General features: G+C 42.6%; 22 protein-coding genes. 10 read left to right on the top strand and 12 right to left on the bottom strand.

What is annotated here, in order from left to right:
- Positions 1 to 128: 128 nt before the first annotated feature.
- Positions 129 to 1,454 (top strand): L-cysteine desulfidase family protein, encoded by a 1,326-nt coding sequence (locus tag GKR71_RS10670; RefSeq protein WP_154634273.1) that lies wholly within the window; start codon positions 129 to 131, stop codon positions 1,452 to 1,454.
- A 166-nt stretch (positions 1,455 to 1,620) separates the two neighbouring features.
- Here GKR71_RS10670 and yjiA read toward each other — a convergent pair whose 3' ends face one another.
- From yjiA to GKR71_RS10650, 4 genes are all read right to left on the bottom strand, one after another.
- On the bottom strand, positions 1,621 to 2,586 hold the full coding sequence (gene yjiA / locus GKR71_RS10665) for a GTPase (RefSeq protein WP_036955626.1): 966 nt from the start codon (positions 2,584 to 2,586) through the stop codon (positions 1,621 to 1,623).
- A 39-nt stretch (positions 2,587 to 2,625) separates the two neighbouring features.
- On the bottom strand, positions 2,626 to 2,829 hold the full coding sequence (locus GKR71_RS10660; RefSeq protein ID WP_036955629.1) for a YbdD/YjiX family protein: 204 nt from the start codon (positions 2,827 to 2,829) through the stop codon (positions 2,626 to 2,628).
- A 101-nt stretch (positions 2,830 to 2,930) separates the two neighbouring features.
- On the bottom strand, positions 2,931 to 5,084 hold the full coding sequence (locus tag GKR71_RS10655) for a carbon starvation CstA family protein (RefSeq protein WP_036955633.1): 2,154 nt from the start codon (positions 5,082 to 5,084) through the stop codon (positions 2,931 to 2,933).
- A gap of 394 nt (positions 5,085 to 5,478) precedes the next feature.
- A complete protein-coding gene (locus GKR71_RS10650; RefSeq protein WP_154609868.1) occupies positions 5,479 to 5,967 on the bottom strand; it encodes a WG repeat-containing protein in 489 nt (162 codons plus the stop codon).
- A gap of 358 nt (positions 5,968 to 6,325) precedes the next feature.
- Here GKR71_RS10650 and GKR71_RS10645 point away from each other — a divergent pair, with 358 nt between their 5' ends.
- Positions 6,326 to 7,933 (top strand): GMC family oxidoreductase, encoded by a 1,608-nt coding sequence (locus GKR71_RS10645; protein ID WP_154634272.1) that lies wholly within the window; start codon positions 6,326 to 6,328, stop codon positions 7,931 to 7,933.
- 48 nt (positions 7,934 to 7,981) lie between these two features.
- Here the strand turns inward: GKR71_RS10645 and purT are convergent, their stop codons facing one another.
- Both purT and rarD read right to left on the bottom strand, forming a co-directional pair.
- Positions 7,982 to 9,160 (bottom strand): formate-dependent phosphoribosylglycinamide formyltransferase, encoded by a 1,179-nt coding sequence (purT, locus tag GKR71_RS10640; protein WP_154634271.1) that lies wholly within the window; start codon positions 9,158 to 9,160, stop codon positions 7,982 to 7,984.
- Positions 9,161 to 9,321: 161 nt separating this feature from the next.
- A complete protein-coding gene (gene rarD, locus GKR71_RS10635) occupies positions 9,322 to 10,248 on the bottom strand; it encodes an EamA family transporter RarD (protein ID WP_036955645.1) in 927 nt (308 codons plus the stop codon).
- 641 nt (positions 10,249 to 10,889) lie between these two features.
- Here rarD and GKR71_RS10630 point away from each other — a divergent pair.
- The gene (locus tag GKR71_RS10630; protein WP_036955649.1) at positions 10,890 to 11,519 is read left to right on the top strand and encodes a response regulator transcription factor; all 630 of its coding nucleotides are present in this window, start codon (positions 10,890 to 10,892) and stop codon (positions 11,517 to 11,519) included.
- 743 nt (positions 11,520 to 12,262) lie between these two features.
- On the opposite strand, the gene GKR71_RS10625 is transcribed toward GKR71_RS10630, so the two are convergent.
- The 3 genes from GKR71_RS10625 to GKR71_RS10615 form a co-directional block, all read right to left on the bottom strand.
- On the bottom strand, positions 12,263 to 12,895 hold the full coding sequence (locus tag GKR71_RS10625; RefSeq protein ID WP_154609512.1) for a helix-turn-helix domain-containing protein: 633 nt from the start codon (positions 12,893 to 12,895) through the stop codon (positions 12,263 to 12,265).
- Between the two features lie 217 nt (positions 12,896 to 13,112).
- Positions 13,113 to 14,447 carry a 30S ribosomal protein S12 methylthiotransferase RimO gene (rimO, locus tag GKR71_RS10620; RefSeq protein WP_036955655.1) on the bottom strand — a complete coding sequence of 445 codons (1,335 nt, stop codon included), beginning with the start codon at positions 14,445 to 14,447 and terminating at the stop codon, positions 13,113 to 13,115.
- A 165-nt stretch (positions 14,448 to 14,612) separates the two neighbouring features.
- The gene (locus GKR71_RS10615) at positions 14,613 to 15,542 is read right to left on the bottom strand and encodes a DUF7916 family protein (protein ID WP_036955657.1); all 930 of its coding nucleotides are present in this window, start codon (positions 15,540 to 15,542) and stop codon (positions 14,613 to 14,615) included.
- 266 nt (positions 15,543 to 15,808) lie between these two features.
- On the opposite strand from GKR71_RS10615, the gene GKR71_RS10610 reads away from it, so the two are divergent.
- The 5 genes from GKR71_RS10610 to efeB all read left to right on the top strand — a co-directional run bounded on the left by GKR71_RS10610 (position 15,809) and on the right by efeB (position 19,853).
- Entirely contained in the window at positions 15,809 to 16,366 is a 558-nt protein-coding gene (locus GKR71_RS10610; RefSeq protein WP_036955660.1) for an iron transporter, read from the top strand.
- Positions 16,367 to 16,467: 101 nt separating this feature from the next.
- Positions 16,468 to 16,806 carry a cupredoxin domain-containing protein gene (locus GKR71_RS10605; protein WP_036955670.1) on the top strand — a complete coding sequence of 113 codons (339 nt, stop codon included), beginning with the start codon at positions 16,468 to 16,470 and terminating at the stop codon, positions 16,804 to 16,806.
- An 8-nt stretch (positions 16,807 to 16,814) separates the two neighbouring features.
- On the top strand, positions 16,815 to 17,672 hold the full coding sequence (locus tag GKR71_RS10600; protein WP_036955673.1) for an FTR1 family iron permease: 858 nt from the start codon (positions 16,815 to 16,817) through the stop codon (positions 17,670 to 17,672).
- Positions 17,665 to 18,552, top strand: coding sequence for an EfeM/EfeO family lipoprotein (locus GKR71_RS10595; RefSeq protein WP_154634270.1), 888 nt, complete (start codon positions 17,665 to 17,667; stop codon positions 18,550 to 18,552). Before GKR71_RS10600 ends, GKR71_RS10595 begins: the two co-directional genes overlap by 8 nt.
- Positions 18,553 to 18,563: 11 nt before the next feature.
- The gene (efeB, locus tag GKR71_RS10590) at positions 18,564 to 19,853 is read left to right on the top strand and encodes an iron uptake transporter deferrochelatase/peroxidase subunit (RefSeq protein WP_154634269.1); all 1,290 of its coding nucleotides are present in this window, start codon (positions 18,564 to 18,566) and stop codon (positions 19,851 to 19,853) included.
- A gap of 73 nt (positions 19,854 to 19,926) precedes the next feature.
- Here the strand turns inward: efeB and GKR71_RS10585 are convergent, their stop codons facing one another.
- The 3 genes from GKR71_RS10585 to GKR71_RS10575 form a co-directional block, all read right to left on the bottom strand.
- Entirely contained in the window at positions 19,927 to 20,661 is a 735-nt protein-coding gene (locus GKR71_RS10585) for a vWA domain-containing protein (protein WP_036955681.1), read from the bottom strand.
- 144 nt (positions 20,662 to 20,805) lie between these two features.
- Positions 20,806 to 21,690, bottom strand: a complete 885-nt coding sequence (locus tag GKR71_RS10580) for a hypothetical protein (RefSeq protein WP_036955684.1) — start codon at positions 21,688 to 21,690, stop codon at positions 20,806 to 20,808.
- 180 nt (positions 21,691 to 21,870) lie between these two features.
- Positions 21,871 to 22,806 (bottom strand): LysR family transcriptional regulator, encoded by a 936-nt coding sequence (locus GKR71_RS10575; protein ID WP_036955688.1) that lies wholly within the window; start codon positions 22,804 to 22,806, stop codon positions 21,871 to 21,873.
- Between the two features lie 144 nt (positions 22,807 to 22,950).
- On the opposite strand from GKR71_RS10575, the gene GKR71_RS10570 reads away from it, so the two are divergent.
- On the top strand, positions 22,951 to 24,777 hold the full coding sequence (locus GKR71_RS10570; RefSeq protein ID WP_154609509.1) for an adenine deaminase: 1,827 nt from the start codon (positions 22,951 to 22,953) through the stop codon (positions 24,775 to 24,777).
- Positions 24,777 to 26,120 carry an NCS2 family permease gene (locus tag GKR71_RS10565; RefSeq protein ID WP_036955694.1) on the top strand — a complete coding sequence of 448 codons (1,344 nt, stop codon included), beginning with the start codon at positions 24,777 to 24,779 and terminating at the stop codon, positions 26,118 to 26,120. The genes GKR71_RS10570 and GKR71_RS10565 overlap by 1 nt, the downstream gene beginning before the upstream one ends.
- The last annotated feature ends 55 nt before the right edge of the window (positions 26,121 to 26,175 follow it).

Below are 26,175 nucleotides of genomic sequence, written 5' to 3'. Positions count from 1 at the left end.
CCCCCACTAAACCATATTAGAGATAAATTTTCTCTCTTATCCCCATTTATCCATAAACATTGTGAAGTTTTTCTCCGTCCTCTTCATTAAAATAATTCCATCACCACATGACTTTTAGGGATATAACCATGGCAACGCAAACTGAAGAACTTCTCTGGCAATATTTTATCAATGCCGTCAAACAAGACGTTAAACCTGCACTGGGCTGTACTGAACCCATTTCCCTTGCTTATGCAGCGGCAAAAGCAGCGTCTTATTTGTCATCGCCAGTGATCCGCGTTGCCGCATTTGTTTCCCCAAATCTCATGAAAAATGGTATGGGTGTCACCGTTCCGGGTACAGGAATGGTGGGATTACCGATTGCTGCGGCGCTAGGTGCTGTGGGTGGTGATGCTGATGCTGGGTTAGAAGTATTAAAATCCGCGTCGCCTGAAGCGATTGCACGCAGTAAAGCGATGCTCGTGGACGGTTCCATCACCGTTGATATTAAATCCCCTTGTGATGATGTTGTTTATTCAGAAGCGACAGCCTATAGCGAAAATGATTCTGCCACGGTGATCATCGCAGGCTCTCACACTCATATTGTCAAAATTATCCACGGTGATCAGGTTCTATTCGATATTACTGAGAATAAAACAGAAACTCGGGATCCCGTTGATTGTGGTACCGATGTCAGCTTACCGAAAGTCACCGCTAAGGCGGTTTATGAGTTCGCAACTCAAGCACCATTAGACGATATTCGTTTCATTCTTGAAGCCGCACACTTAAATGATGCGTTATCTCAAGAAGGTTTGCGTAATAGCTATGGTCTGCATATTGGTAAAACATTGCAGGCTCAACGTGACCGCGGTTTATTGTCCAAAGATTTATTATCCGAAATTATGATCCGCACAACGGCAGCCTCCGATGCACGTATGGGCGGTGCGGTATTGCCCGCCATGAGTAATTCCGGTTCCGGTAACCAAGGTATTGCAGCCACCATGCCAGTTGTTGTCACCGCAGATTACCTGCAATCTACCGAAGAACAGTTAGCTCGCGCGCTAATGCTCTCCCATTTAATGGCAATTTATATTCATAACCAACTGCCTGCACTTTCTGCATTATGTGCGGCAACCACCGCAGCAATGGGTGCTGCCGCTGGGATTGCATGGTTATTAGAAGCTCGCTATGACGTGGTCGCAATGGCAATCTCAAGCATGATCGGCGACGTCAGTGGCATGATCTGTGATGGCGCATCAAACAGCTGTGCAATGAAAGTCTCCACCAGCGCAAGTGCGGCATACAAAGCCGTATTGATGGCGTTAGATAATAGCTGTGTAAGAGGCTCGGACGGAATTGTGTCGGATGATGTGGATCAGTCGATTGCGAACTTGTGTTCGTTGGCGGCGGGTTCTATGCGGCATACAGACATTCAAATAATCGAAATAATGTCCTCCAAAACTCTTCGTTCTTAACGCTGCTGGTGCGTTGACTTCTCTTAGCTACCCTAGTCACATACTCTTGTATGCTCCTAGGGATAGCTGGCGTTTGTCGCCTTCCTTCAGCGCTAATAACTTTGAGTTTAATTTTGATTTCTGAATTTTATTCTGACTACTGATTACTATAAGTTTGATTCTGATTTTAATTTCTGGTTTCTAGTGCGGCGAATTTTTCGCGAATTTCGGCTTCGGGGAGATCGATGCCGATGAAAACGAGGACGCTGCTGCGCGGTTCATCTTCGCCCCAATCTCTATCCCAATCGGCACTATAAAGGCGCTGAACACCTTGGAATAATAGGCGTTTTGGCTCGTCGACAATGGATAAAATTCCCTTATAGCGTAATAAATTATCTGCAAAACCGAGTAGTAAATCTTCCATCACTTGGGAGACGGCCATCAGCTCAACCGGATAATCAAACTCCAGCACAATCGACCCCACCTCATTTTGCTGCTTAGGGGCAAAACGGAACGTCGGTTGCTTAACATTGAGCTTTGAATCCAGCAAAAAGCCGTCAATATCTAACAGCAAATCTAAATTAATATCCCCATGAACCACCGGATAAATCGGTGCTCGGGCATTAATACGCTGCAAACGCTCAATCAGCGCATCGGTATTTGGCTCAATGTCGGTTTTGGTGAGAAGAATTCTGTCAGCATAACCAATTTGCGCTTGGGCAATGGCGAAATCATTAAGTTGCTTATCGGCGTGAACCGCATCCACCAAGGTAATAATGCCATCCAATAAATAACGCTCGCACAGTACTTCATGGGAGAAAAATGTTTGTGTAATCGGACCTGGATCTGCCATTCCCGTGCACTCAATCACTAAACGCTCAAAATCGAGTTTGCCGCTGTCTAAACCGTCCAATAAATCCAACAACGCATTTTCTAACTCATTAGAGCGACTGCAACAAATACAGCCATTACTTAAGGTGGTGATTTGCGTGGCACGGTCACCAATCAACGCATTATCGATAGGAACTTCGCCGAACTCATTTTCGATCACGGCAATTTTATGACCATGATCCGCGTTGAGAATGTGGCTCAATAGCGTGGTTTTTCCTGCACCCAAAAAGCCCGTTAAAATCGTTACATTGATTGGTTTCATTATTGCCCTCATCATGCCATTCATTGATAAGAAAGTTGGTTAACAGCAGCGAAATCCGCCTTTACCACTGCCGCCGTAGCGAGCATCTTGTCGTTCACGGAAAAACTCTTTATAGGTCATCACAGGTTTATCGGGGTGATTATCTTTCATATGCTGCACATAGGTATCGTAATCGGGGATCCCCACCAGCATACGCGCCGCCTGCCCTAAATATTTACCGGTTTTACCCAAGTTTCCAAACATAACCATCTCCAAAGGCAAAATGCCCGACATTGTTTTTTCGTACAATGTCGGGCTTCCCTTACTGTTTCGAGTGAAACTCAACTCGACGCATTATTCTGCTCTTAGTGTGAAGATGACACTTTCACACCCTCTTTAGGAACAGGAACATAAGGGGTTTCTTTATCTGTACGATTTGGGTTTTTATGGGCTTTCATTCCCACTCGAATACCGTAGAAGATAATACCGTAAACCACCACTAAGAACAGAATACTCAGACCCGCGTTAGTGTAGTTATTAATAATAATGTGATTCATATTAGTAATTTCTTGTGCCGTTAACTCAGCACCACCCGCGGCGATTTTCTCTTTGTAAGATTTCGCTAAGTATAAGAAACCTTCCAGTTGAGGATTATCACTGAATAATTTCAGTCCTAGTGCCCATGTAGTACAGATTAATAACCATACCGCTGGCAACACAGTCACTAAGATGTATTTACTGCGTTTCATCTTAATTAATACAACCGTACTCAGGACTAACGCTACCGCTGCCAGCATCTGGTTGGAGATACCGAACAGTGGCCACAAGCTCTTAACGCCGCCCAGTGGGTCAACAACGCCTTGATACAGTAAGTAACCCCACAAACCTACACATCCTGCTGTACCAATGATCCCTGCAAACAGAGAATCGGTTTTCTTCAGGAATGGCACGAAGTTACCCAGTAAATCTTGCAGCATAAAGCGACCAGAACGGGTACCCGCATCCAGAGCCGTTAAGATAAACAGTGCTTCAAACAGAATACCGAAGTGATACCAGAAGCCCATGTTGGCAGCTGGCATAATTTCGTGGAATACAAACGCAATACCGACAGCTAAGGTTGGCGCACCACCAGCACGGTTTAGAATCGAAGGCTCACCAATGTCTTTTGCTGTTTGCATGATTTGTTCTGGGGAAATGACAAAGCCCCATGAACTGACCGTTGCTGCCGCATGAACAGACACATCTTTCAGTTGCGCCATAATTGCAGCGCCATCTGGACCACCCAGCTCATGCAGGTTAGGCATAGTGATACCTAATGCTGATGGTGGGGTGTTCATTGCAAAATACAGACCTGGCTCGATGATAGAAGCTGCGACTAACGCCATGATAGCGACGAAAGATTCCATTAACATCGCACCGTAGCCGATGTAACGCGCGTCTTTTTCGTTCGCTAACAGTTTTGGCGTCGTACCGGAAGAGATCAAGGCATGGAAACCGGATACCGCACCACACGCAATGGTGATGAACAGGAATGGGAACAGTGTACCTTTCCAAACTGGACCAGAACCATCAACAAACTGTGTCACCGCTGGCATTTTCAGCTCAGGGTTCAGGATAACAATACCTACAGCCAAACCAACGATAACCCCGATTTTCAGGAATGTCGCTAAGTAGTCGCGAGGCGCCAAAATCAACCATACTGGCAGTAACGCGGAAACAAACGCATAACCGACTAATGCATAGGTAATCGTCGTATCTTTAAAGGTCAGTGCTGGACCCCAGTAAGGGTCATGAGCAATCACACCACCAAACCAAATAGAAGCGACTAACAGTGCAATACCGATAACGGCAATTTCACCCACACGCCCTGGTCGGATATAGCGCATGTATATCCCCATAAAGAGCGCAATCGGCACAGTGGAGCAAACTGTGAACACACCCCATGGGCTTTCTGCCAGTGCCTTAACCACGATCAGCGCCAATACTGCGAGGATGATGATCATAATTAAGAAACAGCCAAACAGTGCTAGCGTACCTGGGATTGGACCCAATTCTTCTTTAACTATCTCACCAAGAGATGCACCGTTACGGCGTGAGGAGATAAACAGCACCATAAAGTCCTGTACCGCACCCGCAAGAACAACCCCAGCCAATAGCCACAATGTTCCTGGTAAGTAACCCACCTGAGCCGCTAATACTGGCCCAACTAATGGACCCGCCCCTGCGATAGCCGCAAAGTGGTGACCAAACAGAACGTTTTTATTGGTTGGAACATAGTTTAAGCCGTCATTATTAATGACCGCCGGTGTAGCACGCGTTTCGTCCAACTTCATCACTTTTTTAGCGATATATAAGCTGTAGTAACGATAAGCAATCAAGTACACCGCCACAGATGCGACGACGATCCACAATGCACTAATGTGCTCGCCGCGTCTTAGCGCGACAACCCCTAAACAGATTGCACCGATGATCCCGAGGATCATCCATGGAATGTGTTTTAAAATACCATTTTTGTTCATAGAACACCCTTCTGAGGTAGAACGAACATGCCATTAATACGTAATTACCGTTTATTAAACTGCGAAAACGTTGTTTTTAATCGTTTTCGATGAATAACAAATGATTTTTTAATAGGCAGTGGTTGAATGATTTTGAATGTAAAAAATTGAGTTCTGCCATAGTGGGTATGGTAAAAAATTACTATCAGGAAAAGCGAAAAGTTACCTTGAGTGGTGGCATACAGAATTAAGCGGTTAGTTTTTTGCGGTGAATGGTTTTCAAGAGTCGCTAAACCCTCAAAAAATGTGATCTGAGTACCAAATATTTTTCATTTCAACAAGTTAAGTAACTTTTAAAATCATATTTAGATTGTGACTTTTGTTAAATTCCTGAGGTTAATACATGAATAAAACGCTAATTTTCCCTACTCAGTGGATTAACAATTTCTTGCCATTCGCCCCCAACCCACCAGCTATGTTCTCCGTCGGTTTGTCGCTCACACTTCTTGCCTACCTTGGCTTTACTGTTTTCAAATGGATATGCACAATCATAAATCGGCTCAATCACAATCTCTCCGGTTTGGGCGTTGGCATAACCTATTTTTTCCCCCTGACGAATTCGGTATAGCCCTTCACTCGCAGGGTCGAGACCATTATCAAAATAGTAAAATTGATACACTTCATTACCCTGCTTATCTATGAGCCTGATACCACCTTTTTTGTATACGCTTCCTTTAAGGCAATACAGGAAAGGTGAAGAAGGTTCAAAGCAGCGGATTTTTTCGCTTTCATCTTCCGCCATTAACTGAAACTGTTCTTCAAGCGGCATGGCTGACGCCATCGCCGTCATAAACACAGAAATAGACAATCCCATCAGCAGGCTTTTTATTGGTATTGTTTTCATTCGTAAAAGTACCTCTTATTTTATTAGGCGTTCAGCATCCCTTAAAGCATTCCCAATGGGTATCAGATAATCACGCAATTCTTTTCTATGCATCTTTTTCGCTCGCACTATTTTTCACTAAGAATAAACCAATTAATAAAACATTAACTTATTAATGAAATTAAAAACAAGACTAAAAAATTATGAAATTCATATTTTCCTTTTAAATAACAATAAGTAGAAAAAATTAAAAATAGTTACATAGGAAATTATTTTTGAAGCGAATCACACTAACAGAACATTATTTATACATTAATAACCTAAAGGCGTTATTGTTAAAGAAATGATGATTGAATGTTAATTTCAACAGGGAAATAAAATGAGCACACAAAAATATGACTATATTATTGTCGGTGCAGGCTCCGCAGGTTGTGTTCTCGCCGCACGTCTGATCCAAGAAACCCAAGCTCGCGTGCTGCTTATTGAAGCGGGCGGTAGCGATAACCATATGTTTATCCGTATGCCTGCTGGTGTCGCTAAAATTATTGCCCAAAAAAGCTGGCCATATGAAACCGAACCTGAACCTCATGCCAACAACCGCAAAATGCAAATTGCTCAAGGTCGCGTGCTGGGGGGCAGTAGTTCAGTCAATGGCATGATCTACATTCGCGGGCAAAAACAGGATTATGATAACTGGGCACACAAGTACGGATGCGAAGGCTGGGGTTACCAAGACGTTCTACCGTGGTTTAAAAAAGCCGAGCGCAATGAAAGCTTAACCGGAGAATACCACGGCACGGAAGGACCTCTTCCCGTCAGTGAAAACCGTTATCGCCATCCACTTTCTATGGCATTCATTCAAGCGGCTCAAGAACATGGTTTACCATACGTTAATGACCTTAATGGAGAGAGCCAGCAAGGAACCAGTTTCTATCAAACCACAACTCACAACGGGGAAAGAGCCAGTACATCCAAAACCTATTTGAAATCAGTAGCAAATAGCGACCGTTTAACCCTCAAGCTCAATACCCAAGTTAACCGCATTATTATTCGCGATGGACAAGCAGTCGGCGTGGCTTACCAAGGTAAAAATGGTCACGAAATCGAAGCCCTAGCGCGTGAAGAAGTGTTGGTTTGCTCCGGTGCAATGGGGTCAGCGAAGTTGTTGATGCTCTCTGGTATCGGACCTGAAGAACACCTTTCCTCTTTAGGGATCAAAACCGTGGCAAATTTACCGGTGGGCAAAAACTTTCACGATCATTTGCATATGTCTATCAACGTCACCACCAAAGAGCCAATCAGCTTATTTGGTGCCGACCAAGGCTTTGCCGCTATCAAACATGGTTTTGAGTGGATGGCATTTCGCAGTGGGCTACTCGCTTCTAACGTTTTAGAAGGCGCTGCCTTTAAAGACAGCTGCAACCAAGGTCGCCCAGATGTGCAAATTCACTTTTTGCCTATTTTAGATAGCTGGGATGATGTACCGGGGGAGCCGCTACCTGCCGCTCACGGTTTTTCACTGAAAGTCGGTTACTTACAGCCTAAGTCACGCGGGGAAATTTTACTGCGTAGCCAAAACCCGCAAGATCCGTTAAGAATTCACGCCAATTACTTGGCTGAACCAGAAGATATGGAAGGTTGTAAACGTGCGGTGAAATTCGGTTTAGAGGTATTAAGCCAGCCATCATTGCAAGCTGTCAGTAAAAATAGATTAATGCCGCCAGCCCAAGTTCAGCATGATGAGGGGCAATTAGAAGAGTTTGTGCGTAATTTCTGTAAAACAGTTTATCACCCCGTTGGCACCTGCCGTATGGGTACCGATACCGCAAATTCCGTCACTGATTTACGTCTTCGCGTTCATGGGATCAACAAACTACGAGTGGTGGATTGTTCGGTGATGCCAGAAATTCCAAGTGGCAATACCAATGCGCCAACCATCATGATTGCGGAGCGTGCAGCCGCGATGATTATTGAAGATAAACAATAATCCCCCTAAAAAGCCCCCCGCCAGAACCTAACAGGCGGGGGATAATCACTATCCTGTTACTTTCACTCGAGCCGCCGCTGTTTTTGCCATCTCTAGGGCTTGCTCAATCGAATCTCCGACCGCAAGCGCTACACCCAAACGGCGAGTTCCCGCAATTTCCGGTTTGCCAAATAAACGCAATTGAATATCAGAACCGAGTGCCTCGTGAATGCCCGAAAAAACCACATTCCGACTATGCAGCTCAGGTAAAATCACAGCCGATGCGCTGGCACCATACTGACGAATAGTGCCAATCGGTAAGCCTAAGAAAGCACGAACATGTAATGCGAATTCAGACAGGTTTTGAGAAATCAACGTCACCATGCCGGTATCATGAGGGCGAGGAGAAACTTCGTTGAAAATGATCTCATCACCACAGACAAACAGCTCCACACCGAATAAGCCGTATCCCCCTAAAGCGGTGACAATTTTCTTCGCTACGTCCTGTGCTTTTTGCAAAGCAGCATCACTCATCGCTTGCGGCTGCCAAGATTCGCGATAATCACCTTTTTCTTGGCGATGCCCAACTGGCGCACAGAAATGCACACCGTCTGCCGCGCTAATGGTTAGTAATGTAATTTCAAAATCGAAATTCACCATTTTTTCAACAATCACGCGCCCTTGACCTGTACGCCCGCCTTCTTGGGAATAATTCCACGCACTATCAAGCTGCTCCGCTGAGCGAATGATGCTCTGCCCTTTCCCCGATGAGCTCATGACTGGTTTTACAATGCAGGGAAAGCCAATTTCATGGGCTGCGACTTCAAAATCCGCTTTCGTTTCCACGAAGCGGTATTCCGACGTCGGCAGTTGTAGCTCTTCGGCAGCTAAACGACGGATCCCTTCACGGTTCATGGTTAGGTAAACCGCATTGGCAGATGGCACGACTTTTTGACCTTGCTTTTCGAGTTCCACCAACGTTTTGGTGGCAATCGCTTCAATCTCAGGAACGATAAAATCTGGTTTCTCACTTTCAACAAGTTGGCGTAGTGCCTCACCATCCAACATATTGATGGTGTAGCTGCGATGAGCAACATGCATCGCAGGTGCATTGTCATAGCGATCCACCGCAATCACTTCAATACCCAAACGCTGGCACTCAATCGCCACTTCTTTACCTAACTCCCCCGAACCGAGAAGCATAACTTTTGTCGCGCTAGAACAAAGTGCAGTACCTAATTGGTTCATGATAATGACCTTATATCCCCAGAGATAAATGCAGCTACATAAAAGATAATGTCTAAAAAGATGGCAGGATTATATACGCAATCGTTTGCTTTGACTATGATAGAAGCATAGCCCGTTAACAGTATTATCTGTAAAACAGGCTAACCCATTAAAATTAAAAGTTAAATTTTAGGAGATTCATCCCGTCCAGTCACATACGGTTGATGGCGGGCACCTTTGCCATAGCGTTTATGGAGTAGCGCTAATACACAAAACAGTAAGCCAATCCAAATCAAGGTAAAACTGACACCTTTGACCCAATCGAAAATTTCATTAAACAGGAAAACCGCTAACAAGAATTGAATTGTTGGCTCGATATATTGCGCTAAACCAATCACCGTTAATGTGGTGCGTTTAATGGCTGCCGTGAAAAAGAGTAATGGAATGATAGTCACAGGCGCCGCCAACATGTACAGCATTTTGGTTTGCCAATCACCATTTTCTACCGCGCTCATTCCATGTGCGGATAACCACCATGTAATACCTATCGCCAAGGGTAATAACCAAAGCGCCTCTAAAAACAGCGAGGTGATAACATCAAAACGAATAAATTTACGGATCAAACCATAAACTGCAAAAGCGCTCCCCATCACTAACGCTAAAACGGGCAATTCCCCATATTGTATGATTTGGTAGGCAACACCTGAAAAAATAAACACAACCGCCAGTTTTTCAGCAAAGACTAAACGCTCTCGCAAGAAAATCACACCTAGCAAGATTGAAAACAGCGGGTTAATAAAATAACCCAAGCTCGCAGCCAGTACTTGCCCATGAGTTAACGCATAGGTGAAGGTTGTCCACGATACCGCCATAATCGAGGAACTAAAAAAACATAACACAATTGAACGTTTATCCGCCCACACTTGCTTCCACAGGGATTTATTCTTGATAAGCAACCGAATGAAAAATAAGAACGGAAGAGACCAAATCAATCGTTGCGCCAGTAATTCCATGGCTTGTGCATCAGGAAGTAACCGATAAAACAGCGGGGTTATCCCCCAAAGAATATAAGAAAAGATAGCTAATGCTACCCCGGAACGCAGCAACATAATTTATCCGTATGAAAGTGTGGTTGATTTTTCTTCTCTATAATACGCCAATAACGGAAAGATAATAGGTTGAAGTGCAAACTATCACTAAGGTTATCGATCAATTTATTCACACTAAACACTTTTATTAATCATACGAAAACCTATAGTGCAATATCTTTTAAGGAAATCATTACGTGTATTCACTCACTTTTTTAGAGTACTTTGCAATTTTACTGAGATAATTTTAATGACTTAACCACAAAACTTAAAAACAGAAAAAAATTATCAAGGAGGATGATTAATTAAATTTCATAAAATTGCTAATAGTGCTTTTTATGACTACCATTTTGCGATATTATTACTTAGCTAAATAACATTATTTTCATGTTATCTAGAAAACATAATAATCGTAAGACAAGCTTAAAACCCTATCTTGTTACAAAACATTAAACAGATGTTACGTTTTGACACATACTTTAACCTTTGTTTCTTTTTTATATTAAAATTAGGCAAGTACTTTTTTTAATATCATTTACGTTCAGCAATAATCTATAAAAAAGAATAGTTGAAAATATATTACCATTTCCATCGGTGAATTATTCTCATTCTATTAAACTACGTTAATTTGAATGTCAAATCCGTTTAACAGGAGTTTGGTGATGAATAGCGCCATTCATGTAATCGTTGAAAACGATAATGTCTTTAAGAATAAACTGAAATCAAAGATGGAATCTTTTGATTTTATATTTAAATTCTATAATGACGAAGAGGTATTTATTAGTACTTATACTTACCCTAAAGAAGATAATGCAAAGGATTGTGTTTTATTATTCGTAGGCAATAACTCCAGTCATATTAATAAATTAAAAAACCTTACTCAATCTTTAGCCGTTGTTCCTGTTATCGTCATCGCAGAAGAACCTTCTGCTGCACTATGCAGAGACTACTTCAAGGCTGGAGCCTTTGATTTCTACGCATTTCCATTTGATGACAGAGTGTTTCTAAGCGCTATTCAGGGAGCTAATGAACACTTCGATAAACAAAATGAAAATCATAAAAAATATATCTATTTAACCAATAAATTCGACCGTCTCTCAGCTAGAGAGCGTGAAATTATGGACATGATTTTAGACGGAAACACCAGCCGAGAAACGGCCGAAAAACTGTCATTATCACCAAGAACCGTAGAAGTGCACCGTTCAAATATTTATACAAAACTAGGAATAAAATCACTACCTCAATTAATCCAAGAGTATGAATATATTAATACTTATTCTGCAAACGCTTAATTCTCTTTATTCACCAGACACCCCCTCAGCCTAATGGTTTATCAAAAAACCATTAGGCATTTTCCGTTCGCAAAATTACCCAGAAAAATATAATTAAATTTAGATTTTTATTTAGATAACTATTTAATTTAATCATTTAACTTAACTATTCACTTAACTATTCGGTTAACTATTTTTCACTATCAAACTTAGCATAATGATTATGCTTTCTATTCCTCTTTATTAATCTATCATCCTAAAATAACTATTTTTTAAGCAATAGTGGAAAATCAAATAAATTGCACTATCATTTTTATACAGGAAAACTGTTACTCTAGTTATTAATGATAAAAATCGCATTTATGGCTAAATATAAAATTAATATATTTAGTTTAAAATAAAATATAAACCTATATATATCCCCGCAACCATTTACTCCAACTGTGAGTATGTGAGTTCACTGAAATAAAAATCTATAACATCAAATTAAAACCAATTCCTAAAAAAAAGCGTACTGAGATCAACATACTTAACAACAAGATAGGTTGATAATCTTAGCTCTTTTTCATTTCTTCTCTTTCGTTTCGCTGAAAGGCGTGACTGAGCCCGCAATCAATATGCATTGATATGTTGGGCTTAGTGATTACCGTAAGGCTGTGTGATTTGAATGCTTCGAACGTTTTCAGCATTGCTGCAGAAAATCAGTAGAAGCTTTTTTTATTGGCAGGGCTGTTTTTATTGGCGGACTATTTTTATTAACTGGACTATAGCTTGTATTCGCGAATATCAATCTGATATTGCTTCAGCTTGCGCCACAGTGTAGTACGCCCCATATTTAATGCTTGATGCATCTCCTGAATTTTTCCACCGTACGCCAACGCGGCTTCGATGATTAGCGCTTTTTCCACTTCATGAATGTTCAAGTCGTGGAATAGATTATGTCCGTGTGTTTTCTCTGAAAGTTTTTGCCAGTAAAAGTGACACTTTAGCTTTTCACTAATTTCTCGCCCTAGGGTAAGAGTGAGAGCTAACAGTATATTACTGCTGGTTGACTCCCCACGTAACACCAACGTGGCTAACAAGCGCGTTTCATCATAAATAGGGGCGAAATAGTAAGTATGTCCTTGTGAGTTAATTGGCTGGTCATCTAGAGAAGTGACCTGTATTTGAGAGAATATCCAAGATGGCAACATGGCGCTGCTGTCTGATTTACGGTTAGACCATAAAGTTTGACCGTATTTATCCAACAACATTCCTTCAATGTCGAAATCATGGATAGGTGATAAACCATTTGTGATGGCATCACTTGCCAGTTGTATCAATAACTCCGGATCAATGGAGCATGATGATTTTTCTGTAAGCTGTGCGAGTTTGGGAATTGTAAAATCAATAGTCATAATCAGCCTTATTCTTCGATAAGTATTCTCCCTGATTATGTCAAGTTATCAGTTAAGTTTTATATCCTAGATCAAGTTATGATTTGATAGATTTTGGCGGGATGATATAGATCAAGTATTTGAAATATAGAAAAAACCCAAAATAGTGGGTTATATCGAAAAAAGCCTGCAAACATGATTCGCAGGCTAAATTTCGAGCTAGATGATAGCCTATTTTTTATTCGCTAACAACGGAGCCCCACAGGTCATATTCATCAGCATGCTCAATCAGCACTTTAACGATATCCCCGGCTTTCACATCAAACTCGCCATTGAGGTACACCATACCATCAATTTCTGGCGCATCGGCCATACTACGACCCACTGCACCTTCGTCATCGACTTCATCGATAATAACTAAAAGCTCGCGACCCACTTTCTCTTGTAAGCGCTGAGTGGAGATCTCTTGCTGAAGCTGCATAAAGCGATGATAACGCTCTTCTTTAATCTCTTCAGGTACTTGGTCAGCCAGTTCATTCGCTTTTGCGCCTTCAACTGGGCTGTATTTAAAGCAACCAACTCTATCTAATCGCGCTTCTTGTAAGAAATCCAACAGCATTTGGAAATCTTCTTCTGTTTCACCAGGGAAACCAACAATAAACGTCGAACGTAATGTCAGCTCAGGGCAAATTTCACGCCAGCGCTTAATACGCTCTAACGTTCTTTCTACCGCTCCTGGGCGTTTCATCAGTTTTAAAATTTTCGGACTGGCGTGCTGTAATGGAATATCCAAGTAAGGTAACACTTTACCTTCTGCCATTAATGGGATCACATCATCAACATGTGGGTATGGGTAAACGTAATGCAGACGAACCCAAACACCCATAGAAGCTAGCTGCTCACATAATCCAACCATGCTGGTTTTCACCGGCTGACCATCCCAGAACCCCGTACGGTGTTTAACATCCACACCATAAGCAGAAGTATCTTGAGAAATCACAAGTAACTCTTTAACGCCTGATTCCACTAAACGCTTAGCTTCATTTAATACATCACCAATAGCACGGCTATCTAAGTCACCACGCATAGAAGGGATGATGCAAAAAGTGCAACGGTGGTTACAACCTTCGGATATTTTTAAGTAAGCATAATGTTTTGGCGTTAATTTTACGCCTTGCTCTGGGACTAAACTAAAGAACGGATCATGCTCTGGTTTTGGCACATAGTGGTGAACGTGATTTAACACTTGTTCATAACTATGTGGACCCGTAATTTCTAATACCTTCGGGTGAACTTCACGGATTTGGTTCTCTTTTGCGCCCAGGCATCCTGTCACAATCACTTTACCATTTTCGTTCAATGCTTCGCCGATAGCTTCTAACGACTCTTGAACGGCACTATCAATAAAGCCACAAGTATTCACGATAACCAAATCGGCATCGTCATAGCTAGGAACGACTTGGTAACCATCAGTACGCAGCTCCGTTAAAATACGCTCTGAGTCAACGAGGTTTTTTGGGCAGCCAAGTGAAACAAAGCCAATCTTTGGCACTGAATTCGTATTTTGCGACATAGCTCACTTCTTTATTATGTTATAGATATTGTTTTAAAAAATGGGCTGGATTTTACCTGAAGTATAGCGGGAATTGTATATTTTTTTAGCGATGGAAATGATATTTCGAGCGAAATTCCCGCACCATTTCGAGCTCGGGAATTTCACTCAGAAAAACAGCAAAGATTAGCGGTTAATTGAACGGGCGATACGGGAATAGGTGTGTCTAACACCGCGGATCACAATACTGTAATTCAAGATATTCTCCGGTAAGGCAATGCCGTTATAACCTGAGTCACCAATATGATGTAAATCTGTTCCTGCCATTTTGCACATTAACGCAATCTGGCGGATGGTTTGTAGGTCAGCCCCTTCTTGGGATGTGCCAATCGCGGTCATGGTCATCACTCGCTGAGAATGGCAATAACTCACCATTCTTTGCACAAATTCCGAGGATATGCCCGGAACGGTACCCGGTGCTGGCAATAAAATAATATCCGCACCACTCTTAATAAAGGAATGAATATCCTCTTCGGTAATTAACTGCTCAGCAGACGCATTGAGGACTCCCGCCGCATGCATTTTTCCCGTAATAAGAACAATCTCTTCCCCCACCACCGCTTTGAGTTCTTTGAGGCTTTGGTTGATTTCTTGATTAGTGACACCATTGCCCGGATTCCCAGTCAGGACAATAATATCTGCCCCCATCTGCTTTAATTTCAGGGCATTTTTGACAGTGGCCAAGCGCCCTTCAGAAATTTGCCACTGTTTATCTTGATGGGGATTATTAAATCCTGCTGGCACTGGTTCCAAATTCACGCCAATCGCGCGTCCTGTTAAGTGCTTTAAGGTACGGATAATGTCATCGGGTGCAATGCCTTCTGGTAAACCTTGCATCACCGGATTATTCACATCAAAAACATTCAATAGCAAAATATCTGCGCCTTGGCTTGCTGCCAGTTCCGCATTAGTGACATTCATCAAGACTGGCTGAATAGTCCCGATAGTTTCACTCACCAGTAATCGCCCTTCGCTGGCTTTAATCGCTTCCAGTAAGCTTTTCTTATTCATTTTCGCAATTTCAGAAGCGGAACAATCCAAATAACGTTTTTGCATCTCCAGTACCTCGACTTTATACCTAATAAATACCGTTCAACGTTTCGACTATAGCATGTGAAACCGACTACAGTGTCTGAAGCAAATCACCTTTCTAATACTTATTTTTTATCACTAAAAAAGAAAGTATTAACACTTTGATTAATATTAAATTTAAATATATTCATAGTAAGGATTGGATATAAGCCTAAAACATTCTGCTTGTTTTTGATTAATAGTAATGATTATCATTATGCTTCTAACTTCATTCAGGTAAGGATGTCACAATGAAATTCGCTTATCAGGCAGCCGTTTCGGGCTTAGCCTTATTCTCTCTATCCGCCTTTGCTCAAGAGTATCCTCTCGGTCACCCAGTCATTAAAAACGGCATGGAAATCCAAGGTGTTTATTTACAGCCTATCACCATGGACACCGAAGAAGGCCACCACAAGATGGCTCACCTGCCAGCGGATAAAGCCGACGTTCACTTAGAAGCCGACATCCACGCAGTAGAAGATAACCCGAACGGCTTTGCAGAAGGTGATTGGATGCCTTACTTAACCGTCGAATATACCGTCACCAAACTGGGCGATAAGCCACAGACTCAATCAGGCACCTTTATGCCGATGGTAGCAAGCGATGGTCCTCACTACGGTGAAAATATTAAACTGGACGGCAATGGTAAATATCGCGTTACCTACAAAATTTACCCACCTTCACACAATCAACAAGCCGCTTTCGGTCGTCACATTGATAAAGAAACTGGGGTTGCCCCTTGGTTTGAACCGTTTGAAGTCTCTTGGGACTTTGACTATGCCGGCATAGGTCGCAAAGGCAGTTACTAATTTTTCAATGATGCGCTGAGGGCTTTCGCGGGGGTAATATTCCGCGCGAGCCCTTTTTCGCTAGTAAGGAACTCTCAATTTTCAATAAGTTTGAGCCAACAATGAAAACATTACTCAGCTTTTTACTGGTTTTTATTTGTGCATTACTTCCGCAATCAGCCTTAAGCGCCGAAAAATATACCGTTGAATTAGAAATGAAAAATGGGGATTTAATCCCTCGCGTTCTGGAAGTGCCAGCGAAAACCATTATTCGTATCAAAATTACCAATACCGGCACTGAACCCGCAGAGTTTGAAAGTTTGCAACTGCGCAAAGAAAAAGTATTAGCACCCGGCGCCAGTTCCGTGGTGGTCATTGCACCGTTAAAACCAGGTAGTTACACATTTTTCGACGATTTCCATCTGTCACATCCAAAAGGCGAGATCATCGCTAAAGAGTAGGACTCAACATGGGACAAGTTCTCTTTGTAGTTTGGCGCGAAAGTTTTGAAGCGCTGTTAGTTATCGGCATCATTTATGCGTGGATCAAACGCCACCCTGACGCTCGCAATGGAATGAAATACCTGTGGGGCGGTGTTGGGCTGGGTATCGCCATGTCCATCTTACTCGCACTGCTGATTTACGGCGTATTCAATGTCCTTGATGACACTGGGCAATCTATTTTCATGATAGTCATGGAGATCCTCGCCTGTATCTTGATTGTTCAAATGGTCTATTGGATGAACAAAAGCGGCGGCTCGATGAAAAAAGAGCTGGAATCAGGTATCAATCGTAATGCAGAACACCATAGTTGGTGGGGCGCAACCTTAATTATCGCTATCGCGATTGCCCGTGAAGGTAGCGAAATTGTCGTTTTCCTTTCCAGTTTTATCATGTCGTTGACCGCTGAAAATGCCAACGAATTTATCTTTGAAGTTGCAGCGGGTGTCGTTATTGCGGGTATGACGCTATATGCCTTCTTATTAACTAACCGAATTATTTCATGGAAAATTTTCTTTAAAGTCACTGGCGTGATTTTACTGTTCCTTGCCCTCTCCTTGCTGCTTCGAGGCGTTGAAGAAATTTCAAACTTAATGATTGAGTTTGACTATCCAATTCCTGAATTTTTAATCTACCCAGCATGGGATACCAGCGCATTACTGGATGATTCTGGTGTAGCTGGCAACTTTATTTCATCATTCTTTGCATATCGTTCACAGCCAATTTGGCTCAGTGTTATCACCTTTGTTGTCTATTGGATTGTGATCCTCGCACTGTTTGTTTGGAGCAAAAAACATGCCGCTAAACGGAACTTACAAAATGCGTAAAATCACCCATTTAGCCATTAGCGTAATCGTTGCTTCACTCGTGGCATCTACCGCCTATGGAAAAGCCCTACGCTCCCCTGTGCAAACAGGGGACAACATCATTATTGCTAAGGGGGATATTCCCACCCCTGAAAAATATCAGCCTGCCATTCAAGAATACTTATCCTTCGTCAACAAGGAGTTAAGTGAAATGGTGGAGCAATTAGAAAAACTCAATCAAAGTGTGCAAAAAGGTCAATTAGCGCAGGCGAAAGCGGCCTATATTCAAGCCCACCAGCACTATGAAACCGTGCGTCCGATCATTGTTTTGTTTGGTAATACCGACCGAACCATCAACCCTCGTGCGGATTATTTTCTGGATAAAGAAAAAGACTACCGCTTCGTGGGATTTCACTTGGTTGAATACCTTTTATTTGCCAAGCAAGATCTCAAAGCAGCGCTGCCAGCATCTGATGAGCTGTTATTAAAAGGAAAAGATTTACAAAAGCGTGTCTTAACCGAAACCATTGAGATTCCGAAATTGGTGCAAGCCTCCGCAGATTTTATGGAGATGATCCTAGAAACAAAACTGTCGGGACAAGAGAATATTTATAGTCTCTCTGACCTGTCAGATATGGCGGCTAATGCCAAAGGTTCTCAAGCCATCATCGAGGTGATCAGTCCGTTTATTGAATCCAAGACCCTCGATCAGATAAAAGAAAATGATCAGAAAATTAATAAAATAGTGCGGTCATATCAATTAGTTAAAGGCCAATACAAGCCTTACAGCCAACTAAAACAACAAGACAAAATGGCGCTCTATTCCCCGTTAACGCAACAAGCCGAACTGCTCGCGACATTGCGCGCTCAGTTAGATGTTGATGTTTACTATAAATATTAAGGCATAAATTTATGCAAGCTAAACTAAAAAGCGAGTCACAACCTTTGGGGTTTTCTCAATCTAAAATTTCTCGCCGCCATGCGCTAAAAACCTTAGTCATGGGAGGTGCAATCCTCGCCGCCCCCGCCCTCAGCGCAAAAGCATCCATTGCGGATTGCGAACTGACTTATGATAAAAGCATCAATTATTTAGGTTCACACCAAGCGGGTGTGTTAACCCCAGAACAGAAAAATGCCTCGTTTATCGCTTTTCGAATCACGTCAACGACCCTTGATGAGCTGCAAGCGCTGTTCTCGGTATTAACTCAACGCATTGCTTTTCTGACCCAAGTACAAAAATCCACGCCAAATCAGAATGATAAAATGCCTCCCGCTGAGTCTGGGATTTTAGGCACGCTCATTCAACCTGACGCCCTGAGTGTCACGGTTTCCTTGGGAGATAGCTTATTTGATTCACGCTTTGGATTAGAAAAGCTTAAACCGAGTCAATTGGTGGAAATGACCAGCTTCCCGAACGACCGTTTAGAAGACAAATGGTGTGGTGGTGATGTGGTGCTGCAAATTTGTGCCAATAGCCAAGAAAGCGTGATTTATGCGCTGCGCGATATTCTCCGCCACACTTCACCTTATTGGTTCCCGCTATGGAAAATCGATGGGTTCTTACCATCACGGGATATCGATAGACGCTCTACCCCAATTAATTTATTTGGCTTTAAAGATGGCACTGGTAATGCACCAGCCGACGATAGCAAATTAATGGATCAGCTGATTTGGGTGACTGAGGATAACAAAGAGCCAGCATGGTGTGTCGGCGGTACCTACCAAGCGGTTCGCCTAATTCGTTTTAATCTCGAATTTTGGGATAGAACACCGCTGGAAGACCAAGAAAATGACTTTGGGCGCCATAAAGCAACAGGTGCCCCCATGGGGATGAAGCACGAAATGGATGACCCTGCATTCGACAAAGATCCGCATGGTGACCGCGTGTTATTTGACTCCCATATGCGCCGTGCCGAACCAAGAAATCCAACTCGCCACACCGCCAAGTTACGTCGCCGTAGTTACAGCTACTCTCTTGGCTTAACTGATAACGGCGCTCTGGATATGGGACTGATTTTCGTTTCATACCAAAAGAACTTAAAAACCGGCTTTATTGATACTCAAAAACGGTTAAATGGCGAACCACTGGAGCGCTATATTAAACCGTTTGGTGGGGGTTACTATTTCGTTTTACCCGGCATTCAATCAGAGCAAGACCAACTTGCTAAAGGGTTATTTGCCGCGCTGAAAGACACTAAATAGCACCATAAAAAAGCCCCGAATATAATTTCGGGGCTTCTAGCTCGTTCATTTACAGACTGATTTTATTATCTTCTTATTTTTTGCGATCCTTCGCGTCTTGCTCAACTTCCTGTTTCCATTCCTCTGATATTGGTGCAGCATTCTGTTTGGCTTCTACGGCTTTATTGACTGCTTTATATGCCTTATCGTAACCCGTGCCATCTTGAACATAACCTGTAGCATTCGAACTCTTAATACCGATATTATCCGCAGCCGTAATCGCATCAATATTGGCACCTAAGAAAATAAAGTCCCACTTATCTTCAACTTCTGCAGATTTAATCATAGATTTAATCTTAGCCTGACTATATTTGGTGCTACTGTTCTCTTCACCGTCAGTAATAATCACAAACAAAACATTATTGTTCTTGGTGATTTTTCTATTCTCACGCATTTTCACCATGGTATCGCCAATGGCATCTAATAATGCGGTGTTTCCACCGACAGAATAGTCATCTAGCGTGAGGTTTTTCACTTTATCAATAGGTTCTCTGTTGTGTAATAAACTGGTTTTATTATTAAACAACACCGTGGTAATAAAGGTTTTACCCGCTTTATTTCTATTTTCTGTCAGCACGCTGTTATATCCACCAACAGTGTCAGATTCAAATCCTGACATTGAACCGCTTTTATCCAAGATAAACACCAAATCTAATACTTCAGAATCTTTAGCGGGTTCAACAATGGATTTAGCGCCAGAAACGCTAGAAAAAAAGAGTAGGAATACAGCAGATATTGCAGTAAAAAATGAAGTCTTAAATAAATTCATCACTGAGCCTCTTTATAATATTATCCTGACGAAACTACCTTTTAGTTTCCGTGTTTCAGCGGGATATCACATAAGATTACTCTGCTTAATTTATAAGCAAATTCTTAATTATAAAGACACTCAGATAAACTTAATGGAATATACTTACCTTACCCACACACCATAATTTCTGAGTTTGTTAATTTCTTTAATAAACCCATTAAGTTTTATATATTCCTCAGCCATATTGCTCGAAGGACTTTCAGTATACGTTTCCACTAACTGAACAGTTAATTGATGATATTGTTTATTTAAGTCTTGATGAATATCGACTTTGTTCGCATTTTTCAGCGTTTCTGTTAACGCTATAATCTCATTCGCCACCGATTGAACCTGTGGATCACGGAAGGCCGCTTGAGGAACTTGATAACTTAAGTGCTGGCTAATTGAATTATTTTCTTCATTTTGCGGTGAATTAGGTACTAAATTTTGATCGTGTTCGTTCGCAAAATATTCAATTAACTCAGATTGATCAAAACATTTTGATTTAATATCTTCTTGCTTGTACTGCTTATTCTCTGCCCCCGGCAACGCTTTGCCAATTGGGTAAGTACAACGGAATAAATTGCCATCAATCACCACGGCATCACTGCTTTTGATAGGTAAGCTTAATTCATGCCCATAAATAGTGACATTTCGCGGCGCGGGTTGATACCCCTTTTTATCTTGCTCGGTATACACTTCAGAAAATGTGTAATACACCCCATGATTAGGGTTTAGGATCCCGCCTGAGTTATGTTCAAACACCATAAATTTGGTGACATGACCTGTATTATCTTCAAGTGTATGTTCACCACTGGCTAATGATACTGATCCATACTGACCAGGCTCGACCAGATAATCTTTACCATCCACTTTAAAGGAAATCGTGTTTTCTGTTGGATTGCTATAATAGAACTTTCCTTTATTTCCCATAATATCGAGATCACCACAGGCAGTAATCAATAGCATTACTGTTGTGAGCAGGCTGACTTTCAATATAGCTTTCATGTATATCCTCAACATATTACACATCAAAAAAATAGACCAAAAAACAAACAGCCAAGGGTAGTAATCTTATTCATCCCAATAAAAATAGTTTTACGATTAGTGCTTAACACTTCTTACTTGTTGAAAATCAATCAATAATGACGAACTATAAAAAATAAGGTATAGAAAAGCGCTGTAAAATTAAGATTGATGAGTGGGCGTACGACGTAATGCTTTAAATAATAGCTGGAAAACAGATTCCATCGTCGGCGTTAGCGTTTGGTTATTACGCATTAAGGATATCGAACGTGTTAATGCAGGTTGTTGTAACTGTAAAACTTTTAGCTCAGGATCCCGCAAATGCACCGTATATAACTGAGGTAAAATACCAATCGCTAATTTCGACCTGACTAAACCATATAAGGTTTCAATATAATCGACTTGATAACGCGGATTAATATTAAAGCGATTACTTTCAATTGTAGCGCTCACTAATCGATTAATATTTCCTTTCGAAAACATAGCAATGTCACGGTTATTTAAGAACTTCCACGGTAGATGAAATGCATTATCTGAAATAAATTCATCACGGTGGATTACTGCAACAAATGGGTCATCTTGCAAAGGATATAAAGTTAACTCTTCAGGAACCGAGCTATCCAATACACCTACCCCAAAATCAATTTCGTTATTCACTAATTTATTCACTAGTGTATCATTCGTTTGGTCATAAAATTCCACATTCAGTTTAGGAAAATGTTGCTGTAATTGTTCAGGAATAATCGGGAATAATAACGAACTGACAGAAGGAACCAATCCAATGCGTAATGTGCCATCACCGCCCTCTTCGATAATTTTTTGAATATCACTGAAGCCTCGGTGGGAGACACTTAAAATACGCTCTGCATGAGGTAAGATTGCGGCGCCTAGCTCCGTCAATGTTACTGACGCTGCCGTACGGTTAATCAACTTACCGCCAATTACGGTTTCAATCTGCCGTATCGCACTGCTCAATGCAGGCTGACTCACCGCTAAGCGATTTGCGGTTTCAGTAAAATGACGCAGATGTGCAAGAGTCACAAAATATTGCAACTGCTTTAGAGTTAATGCCGGAAGGCGCTGCCATGGCTCAGTCATTGTATTTCCTCGCAAATTGGATCGTCATTCTTATCATGATGCGCTTCATTATAACCTCTCTTTATGATTCGATAAATTTTATCATCTTGGCAAACGTTTGCCTTGCTCATAAAGTAGCGACATAAATCTTTGAGATGGTGTTTTATGAAGCTAACAAATCAAACTCGACGTCGAGCCGTACAAGCCGCAAAAGGCGAAGTACCTTTTGACCTTTTACTCACCAATGCCAATATTATTGATATGGTCACTGGGGAAATTCGATCTGCGGATATCGGTATCATTGAAGGGCTGATTGCCAGCGTACACCCAACAGGAAGTCGTACTGATAGCCATGAAACCCATAATTTATCAGGAAAATTTATTTCCCCAGGTTTTATTGATACCCACGTTCATTTAGAAAGCTCCCATCTTCCCCCTGCTCGTTATGCTGAAATTGTCCTCACACAAGGCACCACCGCCGTATTTTGGGATCCCCATGAACTTGCAAACGTATTGGGATTAGATGGCGTACGCTATGCCATTGATGCTAGCCGTAATTTGCCCCTTGATGTGATGGTTGCAGCCCCTTCTTCTGTGCCCTCTACACCAGGATTGGAAATGTCAGGTGCAGACTTCGCAGGACAAGAGATGTCCACGATGTTGAGCTGGCCGGAAGTACGTGGTGTGGCAGAAGTGATGGATATGTTCGGCGTGCTAAATGGCAGCGAACGCATGGAAGAGATCCTCGACGCCGGATTAAACTCAGGAAAAATCATTGAAGGTCATGCCCGCGGATTAAAAGGTGCTGATTTACAAGCTTACCTCGCTGCTGGCGTTACCTCCGACCATGAACTCACTTCCGCAGAAGACGCCCTCGAAAAATTACGAGCGGGGCTAACACTGGAAATCCGTGGTTCTCACCCTTACCTGCTACCTGAAATTGTGGCGGCATTGCAAACACTGCCGCATTTATCCTCACAAATCACGGTATGCACAGACGATGTTCCGCCAGACATATTGATTGAAAAAGGCGGCGTGATTGCGCTGCTGAATTTATTAATTGAGCACGGAATGAAAGCCACTGATGTGTTGCGCTTTGCGACATTCAATGGCGCAATTCGCTTACAGCGCAATGACTTAGGTTTGATAGCCGCAGGTCGTCGCGCCAACTTAGTGGTTCTTGATTCTCTCGATACCTTAAAAGCTCAGCAAGTTTATGTCGATGGCAAAAAAGTGGCAGAGAATGGGCAACTTGTTTCGCCGATTGCCACTGAAAATACGATTTTACCGCCACGCGATACCATGCACCTAGCGCCAATCTCGGCTCAAGATTGCCAGCTTCAATTAGCTGACTTGCAAAATGGTACTGCGCGTTTACGTCATATTAGCGGTGCCCGCTTTACTCAGTGGGGAGAGGTCGATGTTCAAGTCGAAAATGGCATCGTGCAACTGCCTGATGAATTTAGTTTGATCCGCGTACAACATCGCCATGGACGCCATAACGCCAAACCACAAATTGCCTTACTAAAAGGATGGGGAGAATTACGCGGCGCCATTGCCACCAGCTACTCCCATGATTCCCATAACCTTGTAGTGCTCGGACGTGATGCCAACGATATGGCAATGGCAGCCAACCTGCTGATTGAAAGCGGTGGCGGTATGGCGTTAGTTCAAGATGGTAAAATCCTTGCTCATGTGGCGATGCCCATTGCAGGTATGCTCTCGGAATTACCTGCACCTGAGCTGGCAGAACAATTTCGCCAACTCAGAGAATTGAGCAGCCAAATTGCTGACTGGGAACCCCCATATCGTGTATTCAAAGCCATCGAAGGCACTTGTCTTGCCTGCAATGCTGGCCCACATTTAACCGATTTAGGACTGACTTGCGGTACCACTCGCCAGATAGTTGATGCCGTCTTAGAACGTGCTGAAAGTAATAACGGTATTAAAAACACTCATCCAATAAAAAATAATGATAGGAGCGCCAATTAATGGCTAACGATTCTCTTCATCAGCCAACATCAGGGAGTTGGTTAGAAAGGCGTTTTGCGCTGCGTGAACGTGGCAGTTCAATCAGAACAGAATGCCTCGCCGGAGCCACTGGGTTCCTTGCAGCAGCCTATTTGCTCGTAGTTATTCCCGGACTGTTAGCCGCAGGCGGCATGGATAAAGGCGCAGCGACCACAGGCACTATAATCGTGTTTGTACTCGCTAGCCTATTAATGGCGTTCTACGCTAACTTGCCTTTTATTGTGGGTCCCGGTATTGGTGGCTCGGTATTAGTGGGGATTACCCTTGCAGGCAGTGAAGGAATTGATTGGCAAATCGGTTTAGGCATCGCCTGCTGGTCTGGAATTTTATTTTTCCTGCTCACCAAATTCGGTTTACGTGAGGTTGTGACTCGCTCCGTACCACAATCCATCAAATTAGGCTTAACAGCATCTATCGGTCTGTTTGTGGCAGTGTTGGGCTTTCGTAATGCAGGCTTAGTATTAGCCAACCCAAAAACCAACGCATTAATGCTGGGGGATTTTCTCTCTCCGGGTGCCTTAGTCGCTCTTGCAGGCTTCTTTGTGGCTATCGCATTGCAAGCTCGCCGCATTCCCGGTGGGATCTTATGGGCGATTTTGTTCGCCACCGTGTTAGGCATTCCGTTCGGCGTCACAAAGTTACCAGAAAGCTTTATTGGCATGCCGCATTCTATTGCGCCAGTCTTAGGTCAGGTGGATTTAATTGGCGCCTTAAATATCGCCTTCTTACCTTTCTTATTTGTGTTCTTCGCCGCGGAGTTTTTCTCTACTATGGGAACCACATTAGCTGTCGGCGGTGAAGCCGGATTGCTGGATAAAGAAGGCAACATGCCAAATATCAACCGCCCGTTTATTGTCGACTCCATCGCCGCGGCGTTAGGTCCAATGGTCGGTATTCCAGCGGCAACCGCATTAATTGAATCTTCAGCAGCCGCTGAAGCAGGCGGTAAAACCGGTATGACAGCATTAGCGGCGGCGTTCATGTTCCTGCTTATGTTACTGTTTACCCCAATCGCACTAATGATCCCGGCACAAGCTACCGCTCCTGCATTAATTTTAATTGGCTTAAATATGTTCAGCGGATTACGTAAAGTGGACTTAGCGAACTTTACCGACGGTCTGCCAGTATTAATGATGGTGATGATCACTTTAATCGCGAACAGCTTTGGTACAGGGATTGCAGGTGGGTTACTGTTTTATATCTTAATTAAAGCGGTGGCAGGCAAGTGGCGTGAAATTCCAATCAGTCTGTGGATCCTCGCTGTGCCATTAGTGTATTACTTCTCAACGTTAGTGAAGCACTAAGTCTGCTCCCCTTTTTATTAAAATAGCCTCTATTTGAGGCTATTTTTCTATTTGC

The organism is Providencia sp. wls1922 (assembly GCF_009706505.1).
In the GTDB taxonomy this organism is placed as follows: domain Bacteria; phylum Pseudomonadota; class Gammaproteobacteria; order Enterobacterales; family Enterobacteriaceae; genus Providencia; species Providencia lanzhouensis.
This window is presented reverse-complemented; position numbering and strand designations above follow the sequence as displayed.

What these genes read in the sequence shown, in the direction of transcription:
- GKR71_RS10610 (WP_036955660.1), top strand. Translation starts at nt 15,809, where the DNA reads ATGAAATTCGCTTATCAGGCAGCCGTTTCGGGCTTAGCCTTATTCTCT.
- GKR71_RS10580 (WP_036955684.1), bottom strand. Translation starts at nt 21,690, where the DNA reads ATGAAAGCTATATTGAAAGTCAGCCTGCTCACAACAGTAATGCTATTG.
- GKR71_RS10575 (WP_036955688.1), bottom strand. Translation starts at nt 22,806, where the DNA reads ATGACTGAGCCATGGCAGCGCCTTCCGGCATTAACTCTAAAGCAGTTG.
- rimO (WP_036955655.1), bottom strand. Translation starts at nt 14,447, where the DNA reads ATGTCGCAAAATACGAATTCAGTGCCAAAGATTGGCTTTGTTTCACTT.
- GKR71_RS10595 (WP_154634270.1), top strand. Translation starts at nt 17,665, where the DNA reads ATGCGTAAAATCACCCATTTAGCCATTAGCGTAATCGTTGCTTCACTC.
- GKR71_RS10625 (WP_154609512.1), bottom strand. Translation starts at nt 12,895, where the DNA reads ATGACTATTGATTTTACAATTCCCAAACTCGCACAGCTTACAGAAAAA.
- GKR71_RS10585 (WP_036955681.1), bottom strand. Translation starts at nt 20,661, where the DNA reads ATGAATTTATTTAAGACTTCATTTTTTACTGCAATATCTGCTGTATTC.
- GKR71_RS10630 (WP_036955649.1), top strand. Translation starts at nt 10,890, where the DNA reads ATGAATAGCGCCATTCATGTAATCGTTGAAAACGATAATGTCTTTAAG.
- GKR71_RS10650 (WP_154609868.1), bottom strand. Translation starts at nt 5,967, where the DNA reads ATGAAAACAATACCAATAAAAAGCCTGCTGATGGGATTGTCTATTTCT.
- purT (WP_154634271.1), bottom strand. Translation starts at nt 9,160, where the DNA reads ATGAACCAATTAGGTACTGCACTTTGTTCTAGCGCGACAAAAGTTATG.
- GKR71_RS10645 (WP_154634272.1), top strand. Translation starts at nt 6,326, where the DNA reads ATGAGCACACAAAAATATGACTATATTATTGTCGGTGCAGGCTCCGCA.
- GKR71_RS10605 (WP_036955670.1), top strand. Translation starts at nt 16,468, where the DNA reads ATGAAAACATTACTCAGCTTTTTACTGGTTTTTATTTGTGCATTACTT.
- efeB (WP_154634269.1), top strand. Translation starts at nt 18,564, where the DNA reads ATGCAAGCTAAACTAAAAAGCGAGTCACAACCTTTGGGGTTTTCTCAA.
- GKR71_RS10565 (WP_036955694.1), top strand. Translation starts at nt 24,777, where the DNA reads ATGGCTAACGATTCTCTTCATCAGCCAACATCAGGGAGTTGGTTAGAA.
- GKR71_RS10655 (WP_036955633.1), bottom strand. Translation starts at nt 5,084, where the DNA reads ATGAACAAAAATGGTATTTTAAAACACATTCCATGGATGATCCTCGGG.
- GKR71_RS10670 (WP_154634273.1), top strand. Translation starts at nt 129, where the DNA reads ATGGCAACGCAAACTGAAGAACTTCTCTGGCAATATTTTATCAATGCC.
- GKR71_RS10615 (WP_036955657.1), bottom strand. Translation starts at nt 15,542, where the DNA reads ATGCAAAAACGTTATTTGGATTGTTCCGCTTCTGAAATTGCGAAAATG.
- GKR71_RS10660 (WP_036955629.1), bottom strand. Translation starts at nt 2,829, where the DNA reads ATGTTTGGAAACTTGGGTAAAACCGGTAAATATTTAGGGCAGGCGGCG.
- GKR71_RS10600 (WP_036955673.1), top strand. Translation starts at nt 16,815, where the DNA reads ATGGGACAAGTTCTCTTTGTAGTTTGGCGCGAAAGTTTTGAAGCGCTG.
- yjiA (WP_036955626.1), bottom strand. Translation starts at nt 2,586, where the DNA reads ATGAAACCAATCAATGTAACGATTTTAACGGGCTTTTTGGGTGCAGGA.
- GKR71_RS10570 (WP_154609509.1), top strand. Translation starts at nt 22,951, where the DNA reads ATGAAGCTAACAAATCAAACTCGACGTCGAGCCGTACAAGCCGCAAAA.
- rarD (WP_036955645.1), bottom strand. Translation starts at nt 10,248, where the DNA reads ATGTTGCTGCGTTCCGGGGTAGCATTAGCTATCTTTTCTTATATTCTT.